General features: G+C 65.9%; 11 protein-coding genes. 5 read left to right on the top strand and 6 right to left on the bottom strand.

Going from position 1 to position 14,351, the window contains the following annotated elements; genetic code table 11:
• Nucleotides 1-54 precede the first annotated feature (54 nt).
• Together C7453_RS00970 and pyk are read left to right on the top strand one after the other, a co-directional pair.
• Complete coding sequence (locus C7453_RS00970; protein WP_245948683.1) at nucleotides 55-1,167, top strand: SH3 domain-containing protein; 1,113 nt, start codon at nucleotides 55-57, stop codon at nucleotides 1,165-1,167.
• A gap of 86 nt (nucleotides 1,168-1,253) precedes the next feature.
• The gene (gene pyk, locus C7453_RS00965; protein WP_114725211.1) at nucleotides 1,254-2,693 is read left to right on the top strand and encodes a pyruvate kinase; all 1,440 of its coding nucleotides are present in this window, start codon (nucleotides 1,254-1,256) and stop codon (nucleotides 2,691-2,693) included.
• 121 nt (nucleotides 2,694-2,814) lie between these two features.
• Here pyk and C7453_RS00960 read toward each other — a convergent pair whose 3' ends face one another.
• From C7453_RS00960 to C7453_RS00945, 4 genes are all read right to left on the bottom strand, one after another.
• Complete coding sequence (locus C7453_RS00960; RefSeq protein ID WP_114725209.1) at nucleotides 2,815-3,495, bottom strand: YoaK family protein; 681 nt, start codon at nucleotides 3,493-3,495, stop codon at nucleotides 2,815-2,817.
• A 408-nt stretch (nucleotides 3,496-3,903) separates the two neighbouring features.
• A complete protein-coding gene (locus tag C7453_RS00955) occupies nucleotides 3,904-5,418 on the bottom strand; it encodes an efflux transporter outer membrane subunit (protein ID WP_114725207.1) in 1,515 nt (504 codons plus the stop codon).
• Nucleotides 5,419-5,422: 4 nt separating this feature from the next.
• Nucleotides 5,423-8,584, bottom strand: coding sequence for an efflux RND transporter permease subunit (locus C7453_RS00950; protein ID WP_114725205.1), 3,162 nt, complete (start codon nucleotides 8,582-8,584; stop codon nucleotides 5,423-5,425).
• A gap of 6 nt (nucleotides 8,585-8,590) precedes the next feature.
• Nucleotides 8,591-9,754 carry an efflux RND transporter periplasmic adaptor subunit gene (locus tag C7453_RS00945; protein ID WP_114725203.1) on the bottom strand — a complete coding sequence of 388 codons (1,164 nt, stop codon included), beginning with the start codon at nucleotides 9,752-9,754 and terminating at the stop codon, nucleotides 8,591-8,593.
• Between the two features lie 219 nt (nucleotides 9,755-9,973).
• Between C7453_RS00945 and C7453_RS00940 the strand changes: the two genes are divergently transcribed.
• From C7453_RS00940 to C7453_RS00930, 3 genes are all read left to right on the top strand, one after another.
• Complete coding sequence (locus C7453_RS00940) at nucleotides 9,974-10,687, top strand: TetR/AcrR family transcriptional regulator (protein WP_114725201.1); 714 nt, start codon at nucleotides 9,974-9,976, stop codon at nucleotides 10,685-10,687.
• A gap of 174 nt (nucleotides 10,688-10,861) precedes the next feature.
• Nucleotides 10,862-12,304 (top strand): MATE family efflux transporter, encoded by a 1,443-nt coding sequence (locus C7453_RS00935; protein ID WP_114725199.1) that lies wholly within the window; start codon nucleotides 10,862-10,864, stop codon nucleotides 12,302-12,304.
• Nucleotides 12,305-12,327: 23 nt separating this feature from the next.
• A complete protein-coding gene (locus C7453_RS00930; RefSeq protein WP_114725197.1) occupies nucleotides 12,328-12,531 on the top strand; it encodes a hypothetical protein in 204 nt (67 codons plus the stop codon).
• Between the two features lie 60 nt (nucleotides 12,532-12,591).
• Here C7453_RS00930 and C7453_RS00925 read toward each other — a convergent pair whose 3' ends face one another.
• Entirely contained in the window at nucleotides 12,592-13,524 is a 933-nt protein-coding gene (locus C7453_RS00925; protein ID WP_114725195.1) for an electron transfer flavoprotein subunit alpha/FixB family protein, read from the bottom strand.
• A gap of 2 nt (nucleotides 13,525-13,526) precedes the next feature.
• A complete protein-coding gene (locus tag C7453_RS00920) occupies nucleotides 13,527-14,276 on the bottom strand; it encodes an electron transfer flavoprotein subunit beta/FixA family protein (protein ID WP_114725193.1) in 750 nt (249 codons plus the stop codon).
• Between the last annotated feature and the right edge of the window lie 75 nt (nucleotides 14,277-14,351).

The following is a 14,351-nucleotide window of genomic DNA, read 5'->3' as shown; positions in this document are numbered from 1 at the left end:
CCAGGGCCGCAAATCCCCTTGCCGTGCGGCGCGGGCCTTGGTAGGGATGCAGCCATGATGCCCACTTCCTCTCTTGCCCTCCCCCCCGCCCCGCGCCGCATCACCCCGCGCGGATGCGCCGGCTGGATGCTCTGCGCAACGCTGCTGGTCCCGCTGATGCCCAACGGCGCGGCAGCAACCACGCCGGAGCCGTCCAAAACGGGCCACCATCACCATCATCACGCCGCCAAGGCCACGGCAGGCACGAAGGCGACCGGTACCAAGACGACCGGCCCCGCGCATCATAAGCGGCATCATCCGGCCGCAGCTTCCGGCGCGGCCACAACGCCCCATCACGGCCATCCAGCCACGACACACGCCGGCGCGACAGCCCATCACCATGGCGCGATCGTCCCCCATCCAGCCCGCTCCCGCCACGCGGCAACCGCCGCGGCCGCCGCTGCGGCGGGCCTGGCAGCAGCGGCGGCACCAACCCCGGCAGCCCCCGCGGGCGGAGCAGCCGTCGCCATCCCGCCGGCGGCAATGCCCGCCGAACCGGCGGCCCCGACGGACAAAGGGTCGGTCACCGGCCTGCCGCTGCCGCGCTTCGCGGCCCTGCGCGCCGACGAGGTGAACATGCGCTCGGGGCCCGGACAGCGTTATCCGATCGAGTGGGTCTATCACCGCCGCGACCTGCCCGTGAAAATCGAGCGCGAATTCGATGTCTGGCGCCTGGTCGAGGATTCCGACGGCCAGAAAGGCTGGGTGCACCAGGCGACGCTGGTGGGCACGCGCAGCTTCGTCATCCCCGGCCTGCCGCCAGTCGATCCGGCTCCGGCAACCCCTCCGGCATCACCCGCGCCGACGACAGCCGGGGCACCCGCCGCCGCCTCGCCAACAGCCAGACAGGCAACCAATCCACCAGCAGGCCATTTCGATAGTCGTGAAGTCGAACGACTGACGGATCCCGCCTCGGCCGCCTCCATTCCCGGAGCGGTCATGCTGCGCTCGACCCCGGATGCCGGTTCAGCCCTGATCGCGGTGCTGAAACCCGGAACGGTCGGCATCCTGCGTACCTGCGCTGCCGACACGACATGGTGTCGTGTCAGCGTGCAACATTATTCAGGCTGGCTGGACCGCAAGGCGGTCTGGGGCCTGCTGCCGCAGGAGACCATTCAACCGTCCTGAAAAACCCGGCGGGCAAGGACGACGGCGCCCGCCGGGAGCAGGACAGCGAACGGGTTGCGGACAGAATCCAGAAGGAGAAAACGCCCATGTCTTCCGCTACAGCCTTACGCCCCCGGCGCACCAAGATCGTGTCCACCCTGGGGCCGGCCTCATCCACGCGCGAAATCATCCGCGCGCTGGCCGAGTCCGGGGCCGACGTGTTCCGCCTGAATTTCTCGCACGGCACACATGCCGACCACGCCGCCCGATACGAGATCATTCGCGCGGTCGAAGCCGAACTTGGGCGACCGATCGGCATCCTGGCCGACGTCCAAGGCCCCAAACTGCGCGTCGGTACGTTCGAGCAGGGCAAGGTCACGTTGCAGACGGGCGCCTTCTTCCGCCTCGATCTCGACGACACCCCCGGCACCGAGCGGCGGGTACGCCTGCCCCATCCCGAAATCATCCATGCCGCCACCGTCGGCAGCAACCTGCTGCTCGATGACGGCAAGCTGCGCCTGGTGGTGCGCGAAGTGGGCGTGGATCACCTGGATACCGTCGTCGCCGTCGGCGGCGTGCTGTCCGACCGCAAGGGCGTCAACGTCCCCGACATCGTGCTGCCGATCCCGGCCCTGACCGAAAAGGACCGCAGCGACCTCGATTTCGCCCTTGATCTCGGGGTGGATTATATCGGTCTCTCCTTCGTCCAGCGCCCCGAAGACGTCAAGGAAGCCCGCGCCATCGCCGGCGGTCGCGCCTGGATCATGACCAAGATCGAAAAACCCCAGGCGATGGACAATCTGGACGAAATCGTCCGCCTGTCCGACGCGGTGATGGTCGCGCGCGGCGATCTGGGCGTCGAACTTCCGCCCGAGGCCGTGCCGCTGGCGCAGAAACACATCATCCGCCTGTGCCGCCAACTCGGCAAGCCGGTGGTGGTGGCGACCCAGATGCTGGAAAGCATGATCAGCGCCCCCACCCCCACCCGCGCCGAAGCGTCGGATGTGGCAACCGCCGTGTTCGACGGCGCGGATGCCGTGATGCTCTCGGCCGAAACCGCGGCCGGTCAGTTTCCGCTGGAAGCGGTCGGCATCATGAGCCGCATCGTCAGCCGCGTCGAAGAAGACGCCGTCTGGCAGTCGATGATGCAGGCCAGTTGCCCAGCGCCCGAAGGCTTCGTCGCCGACGCCATCGCCGCCGCATCGGGCCAAGTCGCCACCACCGTCGACGCACGCGCCATCGTCGCCTTCACCCTGGCGGGAGCAACCGCCCTGCGCATCTCGCGTGAGCGGCCGTCCTGCCCGATCATCGGCCTGACGCCTACCGACGAGATCGCACGCCGCCTGTGCGTGGTGTGGGGCGTCACGGCCCAGTCTGTCGGACAGGAAACGCCGGTCCATACGGTGGAGAACGTGGTCGACCAGGCGATCGACGCCGCCGTGGCCAGCCGCCTGGCCCGCTCGGGCGACCAGATCGTGATCGCGGCGGGCCTGCCCTTCGGCGTGGCGGGCAGCACCAATACGCTGCGGGTTGCCAAGGTGCCGTGAGCATCCAAGGGGCTCCGCCCCTTGACCCCGCCAAAGGCTTCGCCTTTGGAAACCATTCGTCAGGAAATCGGGGGGCAGGGGCCGTCGGCCCCTGCCGGGTTTCAGGGCAGCGCCCTGACCTTCACAACGGGCCGAGCGTTTCCAGCCGCTCCAGCAGCGGATGCTCACCCACATAGAGCAACCCCCCGGCAGTCCCGATCAGCAGCCCCACCAGACCGATCGCGATCGGCACCGACACGCTGGACACCAGCGCCCCCAGCACCGCCCCACCGAACAGGGCCAGGATCGCGGCCACCCGCCGCCAGGCTCCCTTCGCCGGCCCGCCGGCCAGCCGGCTGTCATGCATCAACCCGTGCAGCAGCATGGTGGCAGCCGGCAAGGTCAGGTCCGTAACCTGGGCGTGACGGGTCGCGGATGTCTGCAACCCCATGGCAATCGCCAGAACGACCAGCGTGGCATAGTACCGCCAGGCCGCGTCCTGCCACCAGATCAGGGCCGCCACCAGCACGAGCGCCCCCACCCCCATCAGCAGGTCCGCCACCGTCCGCCGCCGCGAATGAGATCGCCGGACCAGCCGTCCCCCCAGCGCAGCTCCGGCCAGATAGGCGGTAATCGCCACCACGCCTGGCCCGGCAACGGATTCCCCCGACGTCAGATGCACCGCAATCAGAATGACGGTCGCCGTCATGTAGCCGGTAAAGACCTTCAGATGGGTCAGCGAAACAGCATCCAGCGCCCCCATGGCAACCGTGACCATGATGACGACAATAACCAGCCTTGGGTCGTGGGAAATCTGTTTCAATCCGGGCCTGTCCTCACAAACGAAGGAACCGCGCATATCGCAGCCAGGCCAATAAAAAAAGGTGCATCGTGAAAGATGCACCTTTTTTAGGGTCAGTCCGAGGGTTCGATCCCCCCGTTTATAAGTCCCGCGATCGTATCGCCACGGGTTTCTTGTTCATAAGAGTGGGCCGTTCCGGTCTTCTCACTCTGATGAAGCTTTAATGACGTGTTTTTTTCTATCGGTCAAACGAAATATGCAAATAAATGCTGTTTTATGATTTTGTTGCACCGCACAATACATTGCAACGCACAATAAACGATCACGTTCCATTCAATGTTATTTCATGGAGGTGCTGAATTTTCGTGCAGAACAAAAAAGGCGGGTTCCGAAGAACCCGCCCTGCACATCCGGCCAATACCGGTTTCTTCAGCCTTTCTGCGTCGCCGTCGCGGCAACCCGGCCCGGTGGTACGGTCCGTTCCGTCCAACCGCCGCCAAGGGCACGATAGACGGTGATCAGATTCTGGTAGCGCGCCTCATGCACCGAAATCCGGCTCTGCTGCGCGCCATAGAGCGTGCGCTGCGCATCCAGCGTGCTCAGGTAGGAATCCACCCCGGCATCGAAGCGCATCCGCGCCAGCCGGTAGGCATCCGCCGAAGACGCCACCAACGCATCGAGCTGGCGCGCCTGGTCCAGATAGGTCGCCCGCGCGGTCAGCGCGTCCGAAACTTCGTGGAACGCCGTCTGGATCGCCTTTTCATAGGCCTCCATGCGCTGGTTGCGCAGGGCCTTGGAGGCCTGCAACGTGCCTTCGTTCTGTCCCCAAGTCAGCAGCGGGATCTGGATCTGGGGATTGATCCCGAACGTCGTGGCACCCTGGGTGAACAGGTTGCGGAACTGCAGGCTGGACACGCCGTCCGATGCCGTCAGTGTCAGACGCGGGAAGAAGGCGGCCCGCGCCGCGCCGATATCGTCATTGGCCGACAGCAGCGAGAATTCGGCGGACTGAATGTCCGGCCGCCGGTCCAGCAGGTCGGAAGGCACGCCCGCCGGCAGGTCGGCCAGGATCGTCTGCTGCCCGAACGGCGCCGGCGCCGGCAGGTTCGCGGGCAGCGGCGCCCCGACCAGCAGCACCAGTTCGTTTTCATCCTGCGCCACCTGGCGCTGGTACTGGGCGTGATTGGCCGCCGCCTGCTCCACCTGCGTCTCGACCTGACGCAAGGTCAGCTGGTTGGCCTCGCCATGATCGAAGCCGGCCTGGGTCAGGCGCAGCGTCTCCTTCTGCGATGCCAGCGTCTGCTCGGTCACCTTGAGCTGCTCGGCATCGGCCAGCCAGGCCACATATGTCGTCGCCACCTGCGAGATCACGCTGATCAGCAGGCTACGCTCGCTGGCGGCCTGGCTCAGGACCTGATCCGCCGCCTCACGCGACAGGCTGCGGATACGGCCGAACAGGTCGATCTCATAGGACGAGAAGCCGATGCCCGCCTGATAGAACTTGAAGACCCGGCCATCGCTGTAAGGCTGTCCGCTCCGGCCCGCATCCAGGCCCGGTGCGAAACTCAGACCCGCATGACTTGAAGGCGCCTGATAGATCGCCTGCCCGGTCGATCCGATCTGCGGAAAGAGCGATGCATGCTGCACCCGGTACTGGCCTTGCGCCTGCACCACGGCATAGGCCGCCGATCGCAGGTCGCGATTCTCCCGCACAGCCAGTGCGATCAGCGCCTGGAGCCGCTGGTCGACGAAGAATTCACGCCAGCCCAGGTCCGACGCCGCCGTGCCGATCTGCCCAGGGGCAGCGGCATGGTAGGCCGGCCCCTGCGGCCAGGTGGATGCGACCGGCAGGGCCGGCCGCTTGTAGTCGGGAATCATCGTGCATCCCGACAGCGCCGCCAGAACCATCAGCCCGGCCCGGCGCGGAGAAAGAAACCCGTTCATGAACTCAGCTCTCCTGACCGGACGGCCCGGCGGGACGGGATAGATCGGCATGCGGGTCCACGCGGTCCTTCACCCGGCGAACCCGGAACAGCCGCAGCACCAGCACAAAGAACAGCGGCACGAAATAGATGGCTAGCAGGGTGGCGGACAGCATGCCGCCCACCACGGCGGTGCCGATCGCAACACGCGCGCCCGACCCGGCCCCGGTCGCGATCGCCAGCGGAAACACGCCGCAGACGAAGGCGATCGACGTCATCAGGATCGGCCGCAGCCGCTCGCGCCCGGCCTTGACCACCGAGTCCAGCAGACTGTCGCCGGATTCGAAGAAAGCCTTGGCGAATTCCACGATCAGGATCGCGTTCTTCACCGCCAGCCCCACCGTGGTCAGCAGCCCCACCTGGAAGTAGACGTCGTTGGCCAGCCCCCGCCACAGCGTGGCCGTCAGCGCCCCCAGCACGCCCAGCGGAATGACCAGCATCACCGCGAAAGGCACCGCCCAGCTTTCATACAGCGCCGCCAGGCAGAGCAGGATCACCGTCCCTGCCAGCGCATAGAGCGGCCCGGTCGAGCCCCCCGACGCCATCTGCTCGTACGACAGACCGGTCCATTCATAGCCGATGCCGGGCGGCAGCTTGGCCAGCGCCTCCTGGATCGCCACCATGGCCGTGCCGGTGCTGTACCCCGCCGATGGCTGGCCGAGAATTTCGTATGAATTCAGGCCGTTGTAATCTTCCACCTTCTGCGGGCCGACAATCCAGTGCCCCAACGCAATCGCGTTGAACGGCACCAGCGTGTTCCCCACATTCCGCAGGTACCACTTGCCCAGATCCTCGGGCAGCATGCGCCCGTCAGGCTCGCCCTGAATATAGACCTGCTTCACGCGGTCGCTGCGCATGAACTGGTTGACGTAGATCGACCCCAGCGCGCCTTCGATCGTCGTATTGATCTCGGCATTGGTCACGCCCAGCGCGTTCGCCTTCTCGCGGTCGATATCCAGCTTGTATTGCGGAGCATCTTCCAGGCCGTTGGGGCGCACCGCCATCAGGCGCGGGTCCTTGGCCGCCGCCATCAGGATCTGGTTGCGCGCGGCCAGCAGCTTTTCATGCCCCAGATGCCCGCGATCCTCCAGTTCCAGGTCGAAGCCCGTCGCATTGCCCAGTTCCAGCACCGCCGGCGGATTGATGGCGAAGATCTGCGCTTCTGGGTCGCCCCAGAAATGCATCATGACCCGCATGGCAATCGCTGACGAACTCTGCGACGCATTCGGCCGTACATCCCAATCCTTCAACCGGATGAAGAACGCTCCGGCATTCTGCCCCTGACCGGCGAAGTTGAAGCCGTTCATCGCGAAGACCGACACCACATTGTCGCCTTCGGTCTTCAGAATATAATCGGTGATCTTGCGGTTGACGGCTGCCGTCTGCTCCTTGGTCGCACCCGGCGGCATCGTCACCTGGCCGAAGATCAGCCCCTGGTCCTCGTCCGGCAGGAAGCCCTGGGGCAGACGGGCGAACAGGAACACCACCAGCCCGGTCAGCAGCGCATACAGGATCAGCGACACCACGCTGCGTCCCAGCATCCAACGCACGCCGGACTGATAGCCATTATTGACGCGGGCGAAGCTGCGGTTGAACCATCCGGCCAGACCGGTGGTCTTCTCATGCGTGCCGGGCTTGAGCATCGTGGCGCAAAGGGCAGGGGTCATGATCATCGCCACCAGCACCGACAGCCACATCGCGGCAACGATAGTGATGGAGAACTGGCGATAGATCACGCCGGTCGACCCACCGAAGGCCGCCATCGGCAGGAACACCGCCGTCAGCACCAGCACGATGCCGACCAGCGCGCCCGAGATCTCGTCCATCGAAACGCGCGCGGCTTCCTTCGGCGAGAGCTTCTTTTCCGACATCACGCGCTCGACATTCTCGACCACGACGATGGCGTCATCGACCAGCAGGCCCACCGCCAGCACCATGGCCAGCATGGTCAGCGTGTTGATCGAGAATCCCAGCGCGGCAAGAATGCCGAACGTGCCCAGCAGCACCACCGGCACGGCGATGGTCGGGATCAGCGTCGCACGGAAATTCTGCAGGAAGATCAGCATGACCACGAAGACAAGAGCGATTGCCTCGGCCAGCGTAATGACGACTTCCTTGATCGACAGCACGATGAAAGGCTCGGTATCCAGCGGATAGACGACCTTCAGCCCCGGCGGGAAGAACTTCTCAAGCTGCGAGATCTCGGTCCGCACCGCCGCTTCGGTCGTCAGCTGGTTCGCACCAGGCGCCAGCTTCAGCGCCATGCCGACATTCGGCTGGTTATTATAGAACGACGTGATGTTGTAGCTCTGCGGCCCAAGCTCCACCCGCGCGACGTCGCGGATACGCACCTGCGAACCACCCTGCGCCACGCGCAGCAGGATATTGCCGAACTCCTCGGGCGACGTCAGCCGGGTCGGCCCGATGATGGTGGCATCCAGCCGTGCCCCCGGCTTGGCCGGCAGGCCGCCGATCTCGCCCGAGGAAATCTGGATGTTCTGATCCTGCAACGCCGTCTGCACGTCGCTGATCGTCATCCCGTATTTGAACAGCTTGCCGGGGTCCAGCCAGATCCGCATGGCATATTCGGCGCCGAACAGCGTGTGATCGCCCACACCCGAAACGCGGCTGAGCGGATCGGAAACGTTCGATGCCACATAATCCGCGATATCCGGGCCGGTCATGCTGCCATCGGTGGAAATGAAGCCCAACACCAGCATGAAGTTCTTGACGGCCTTGGTCACGGTCAGGCCCTGGGCCGTCACTTCAGTCGGCAGGCGCGGCTGGGCAAGCTGGAGCTTGTTCTGCACCTGGACCTGCGCGATGTCGGGGTTGGTCCCCTGTTCGAACGTCAGGTCGATTTCCATCTGTCCGCTGGCGTACGACTGCGCCGAGACATATTCCAGATGGTCCAGACCGTACATCTGCTGCAGGATCGGCCGGACCACGGTGTTGTTCACCGTCTCCGCCGAAGCGCCCGGATAGGTCACGGTAATCGCGATCTGCGGCGGCGCGATGGAGGGATACTGGGCGATCGGCAGGCGGAAGACCGAAACCGCCCCCACCAGCATGATCACCAGCCCGATGACCCATGCGAAGATGGGCCGGTCAATGAAGAAACGTGACATGCGTTTTTATCCCGCCTTGCCCTGCTGGGCGGGCTGCGCGGCCGCCTCGGTGGGGGAAACGGTATCGCCAGGGTGGATCTTCTGCAGGCCGCTGACCACGATCCGCTCACCCGCCTTCAGCCCGGCAGTCACGATCCAGTCGCTCCCGACGGCGGGCCCGGTCGTGATGCCGCGAATGGCAACCTTGTTGTCCGCGCTCACCACCATCACCGTCGGGTCGCCGTGCGAATTGCGGGTGACCGCTTCCTGCGGCACGCGCAGCGCGGACGGGTCGACGCCCTCTTCAAGCTTGGCATGCACATACATGCCGGGCAGCAGCATGTGCGCCGCGTTCGGCATCACCGCACGCACCACCACGGTTCCTGTCGTCTCGTCCACGTTCACTTCCGAGAATTCCAGCCGGCCCGGCTGCTCGTAGGTGCTGCCATCCTCCAGCGTCAGCGTGACGGTGGCCGCGTCCTGGCCCGCACGCTGCAACCGCCCCTGCTCCAGTTCACGCCGCAGTTCGAGCAGCCTGGTCGCCGGCAGGTTGACGTCGACATAGATCGGGTCCAGCCGGGTGACGATCGACAGGTTGGAGCTCTGTCCCACCGTGGCCAGCGCACCCACCGTCATCAGCGACCGGCCGATCCGGCCGGAAATCGGCGCCAGCACGCGCGTATAGTTCAAATTGACCATGGCGCTTTCGACACTGGCACGCGCCTGCGTGATGTCGGCATCGGCCTCGCGCGCGGCGGCCAGCGCATCGTCATAATCCTGCCGGCTGACGGCATGGGCACGCATCAGCGGCCCGTAGCGGTCCAGCTTCGCCTGGGCCGTCACCTTGGCGGCCTGCGCGTGCAGAAGCTGCGCCTTGGCCCCGTCATAGGTCGCCTGATAGGCCGACGGATCGATCTGGTAGAGCTGCTGGCCGGCGGTCACGTCGGAGCCCTCCACGAACAGGCGCTTCTGGATCACGCCGTTCACCTGCGGGCGAACCTGGGCGATCTCGATCGCCTCGGTCCGGCCCGGCAGGTCCGTGGTGACGCTGAACGGCGCCGCGCGCAGGGTCAGTACGCCGACCTGCTGCGGAGGAGGGGCGGGAGGCGCCGCCTGGCGCTTGCATCCGGCCAGCGCAAGGGATGCACAGGCGGCAAGAAGGACGGCGCGATGGGGACGGGGGTACGTCATTGCGTGATTGAGCCCTGCGGAAACATAGGTCGCCGGCCTTGGCCGGGAAACGGAATCGCGGCGGCTATGACCCCGCGAAACCGTCCCATGCAACGCCGGCATATGGAAACCGAGTGGTTTTCTTGATCGGAAACTATTTCGTTTCTAAAATCCGGTCAATGGTCACCCAAATGGGGTCCCCCCAAGCAGGGCCGATCCTGAGAGAAAGGAGTTGCCGGAATGCCCGCTACCGGGGCGACGACATCGGATCTTGTGCTGTCCCTCACCCGCGAGCCCGAGGCCCTGTGCCCGGAAAAGCGATGCCCGGGCCGCCCGCCCGTGCTGGAAGGTGGCGAGCGACGGGAACTGATCCTGAACGCCGCCTGTCAGGTTCTGGACGATCACGGCTATCACAACGCCTCGATGGACAAGCTGGCGCACCTGTCGGGCATGTCCAAGAAGACCATCTACCAGATGTTCGCCTCCAAGGAGGACCTGTTCCGCACCCTGATCAGCGAGCGGCTGTTCGACATCAAATATCTGGCGGTCCACTGCCCCGCCGACATCCCGCCGGAAGCCGAGCTGGTCCATATCCTGATGACGATCGCCATGCGCGTACTGGCGCCGGACCGCATGTGCCTGGTCCGCGCCATCGTCGGCGAGATCCGCGACTCCGCCGAAATCCGCCGCATCATGCAGAGCATCGAACTGTGCGGAAACTGCAACCAGATCGAGGAATGGCTGCTGCGCCAGCAGGCAGCCGGCACCTGGCCCATCGACGATGTCGAGGATCTGGCCATCGGCCTGTTCAACATGACGGTGGGCAAGCTGATCCTGGGCGAACTGTTCCACTCGCGCGACCTGGTGACGCCGGACGAGATCGAGGCAAATATCCGCCGCTGGGTGCGCATCTTCCTGGCCGGACTATCGGCCACCGTGCCCGGCCGCCGGTAACGGCCATGCATGCGTGACGGCCCACGATACCACAGACACATGCACGATCAGGCTTTCCCGTAGCGGGAAAGAGGCTATCATCGGAGCAATGACTCCAGGACCCTCAGCCGGGGCCGCACGCGGCACCAGGGGCGCGGCCAGACGCGCAGCCGGGGCGAGCAAGGACGCAGCCCGATGAAGGCCTGCCGTCCCGCCCGTTTCTGCTCCGGCGACATCATGCGCCACGTCGTCGTCATGGCCGGCACCGGGGCCATCGGCCTGATGGCCGTATTCGCCGTCGATCTGCTGAACCTGTTCTACATCTCGCGCCTGAACGACCCGGCCCTGACGGCGGCGATCGGCTTTACCGGCGCGGTCGGCTATGTCCAGATCGCGGTCTCGATCGGCATGTCGATCGGGCTGGGCGCCGTCATCGCCCGCCAGATCGGCGCCGGCCGGCACGACCGGGCGCGGCGCATCGCCTCGTCCTTCCTGCTCGTCATGACGGCGGTCATGGTCGCGCTGGGGCTGGCAACGGCCATCTTCTCCACCCCGATCCTGCATCTGTTCGGCGCCACGGGCCGCGTGGCGGAGCAGGCCGGCCAGTATATCCGCATCGTCTCCCCCGCCCTGTGGCTGGTGGCGGCAGGCATGGGCTGCTCCAGCCTGCTGCGCGCGGTCGGCGATGCCAAACAATCCATGAACGTCACGCTGATCGGGGCCCTGGCCTCGGCCATGCTCGACCCGCTGCTGATCTTCTGGCTGCATCTGGGCCTGGCGGGCGCCGCCATCAGCACCATCCTGTCCCGTGGGCTGGTGGCCATCCTGGGCTATCTGGCGGTGCGGCGGCACGACCTGCTGGCCATGCCCTCCACCCGCTACATCCTTCATGACGCCAAACTGGTCGGCGGGGTCGCGATGCCGGCAATCCTGACCAACCTGGCCACCCCCATCGGCGGCCTGTTCGTCACCCACGCCATGGCCACGTTCGGCCTGGCGGCGGTGGCCGGCCAGGCGACCATCGACCGGATCGTGCCCGTCGCCTTCGCCTTCGTCTTTGCGCTGACCGGATCGGTGGGCCCGATCATGTCGCAGAACCAGGGTGCGGGCCAACTGGACAGGGTGCGCCAGACGCTGGTGGCGGCATTGAAGCTGGTCGCCCTCTGTGTCGCGCTGACCTGGACGATCCTGCTGCCGGCACAGAATCTCGTCGTGCAGGCCTTCGCCGCCCAGGGCACCACGGCCGACCTGATCCGCCTGTTCTGCACCTGGACCGTCGGCGGCTACCTGTTCATCGGCATGCTGTTCGTCGCCAACACCGCCTTCAACAATCTGGGCTTCCCGCTTTATTCCACATTGTTCAACTGGGGGCGGGCGACACTGGGCACCATTCCGTTCGTCTGGATCGGCATGCGGTTCGGCCCCTGCGGCGTGCAGGTCGGGCAGGTGCTGGGCAGCGTCGTGTTCGGCACCTGGGCCGTGCTGACCGCCTTCTCGGTGGTGCGCAACCTCAAGCCCGGACGAATCGTCCCCGGCCTTGCCACCGAACTGCCGGGCCGAACCGCCAAGAGCGCAATGGCCGAACTGAACGAACTGGATGAGGAAGACCAGATCGCCGAAGACGTCGCCCGCGTCTGAACCCCTTAAAGAAAGGCCCCCCGATGTCCCGTCTCACCGAAGAAGAGCGCAATGCCCTGCCGGACGACGCTTTCGCGCTCCCCGGCCGCCGCTACCCGATCCCCGACGCAGCCCATGCCCGCGATGCGCTGGCCCGTGCCAGCGCGATGCTGCACGAGGGCCACCTGAACGCGGAGGAATACGAAACGATCGTCCGCCGCGCCCGAGCGGTCCTGGGCGAAGATTAACGAATCGGGGTCAAGGGGCCGCCAGCCCCTTGCGGGTTCGGGCAGAGCCCGACCTTACCCTCAGCCCGCCGTATCCAGCGCCGCCTCAACCTGCGGCAGGATCTCGAACAGGTCCCCAACCAGCCCGTAATCCGCCACCTGGAAGATCGGCGCCTCGGGGTCCTTGTTGATCGCGACGATGACCTTGCTGTCCTTCATGCCGGCCAGATGCTGGATCGCACCGGAAATACCAACGGCGACATACAGGTCCGGTGCCACGATCTTGCCGGTCTGCCCCACCTGATAATCATTGGGCACAAAGCCGGCATCGACGGCAGCGCGCGAAGCGCCGATAGCCGCCCCAAGCCGATCGGCCAGCGGGTTCAGCAGCTTGAAGTTCTCTTCGTTCTGCATGCCCCGGCCACCCGAGACGATCACCCGCGCCGATTCCAGCTCGGGACGCTCGGACTTCGACAGCGCGATCGAGACGAACTCCGACACAGCCGGCCCTTCCGGCACCGTCACCTGCTCGATCGGGGCAGCGCCGCCTTCGGCCGACGCGGGATCGAAGGACGAGGCGCGCACCGTCAGCACCTTCTTCGCATCCGACGACTTCACCGTCGCCAACGCGCTGCCGGCATAGATCGGGCGCACGAACGTATCGGCATCGACGATCGACACCACGTCGGGGATCGGCTGCACGTCCAGCAGGGCGGCGGCACGCGGCAGCACGTTCTTCCCGCTGGCGCCCGAGGCCGCGACGATGTGGCTGTAGGCCGGCGCCAGATCGGCGATCACCGCCGCCAGCGGCTCGGCCAGTTCGTGGGCGGCGGCGGCACCGGCCGCGCGCAGCACCTTGGCCACGCCGTCGATCCGCGCGGCGGCATCGGCCACGGCGGCATCGCCGGTGACCAGCGCATGCACCTCGCCCAGCGCCCGCGCCGCCGTTACGGCCGAACGCGACGCCTGACGGATGACACCGGACTCATGATCCAGAAAAACGAGTACGGTCATGATCAGATCACCTTCGCTTCGTTGCGCAGACGCGCCACCAGATCGGCGGCGGATTCGACCTTGATGCCCTGCTGGCGCGCCGGCGGCTCGGCCACCGAGACGATGGTCAGGCGCGGCGTCACATCCACACCCAGATCGGCGGGCGCGATCGTCTCAAGCGGCTTCTTGCGCGCCTTCATGATGTTGGGCAGCGACGCATAGCGCGGCTCGTTCAGCCGCAGGTCGGCGGTCACGATGGCCGGCAGCGTCAGCGTCAGCGTCTCCAGCCCGCCATCGATCTCGCGCGTCACGGCGGCCTTGCCGTCCGCAATCTCGATCTTGCTGGCAAACGTGCCCTGCGCCCAGCCCAGCAGCCCCGCCAGCATCTGGCCGGTGGCGTTCATGTCGTCGTCGATCGCCTGCTTGCCCAGCAGCACCAGATCGGGGCTTTCCCTGGCCACCAGCGCCTTCAGGATCTTGGCCACACCCAGCGGTTCCACCGCCACGTCGGTCAGGACCAGGATCGCCCGATCAGCGCCCATCGCCATGGCAGTGCGCAGCGTGTCCTGCGCCTGCTGCACGCCGACCGACACCGCCACCACTTCGGTCGCAATGCCCTTTTCCTTCAGGCGTACCGCTTCCTCGACCGCGATCTCGTCGAAGGGGTTCATCGACATCTTCACGCCAGCGGTCTCGACACCCGTGCCGTCCGCCTTCACGCGCGGCTTGATGTTGAAATCGATCACGCGCTTTACGGGAACAAGAACCTTCATGGACCTCTTCGCCTGTCTGTCAGCGGAAAGAGAGCAATCGCCCTCGGGAGGGCGCTCCCCATAGCGCATTTCACC

Source organism: Gluconacetobacter liquefaciens, assembly GCF_003350405.1.
Lineage (GTDB): Bacteria > Pseudomonadota > Alphaproteobacteria > Acetobacterales > Acetobacteraceae > Gluconacetobacter > Gluconacetobacter liquefaciens.
This window is presented reverse-complemented; position numbering and strand designations above follow the sequence as displayed.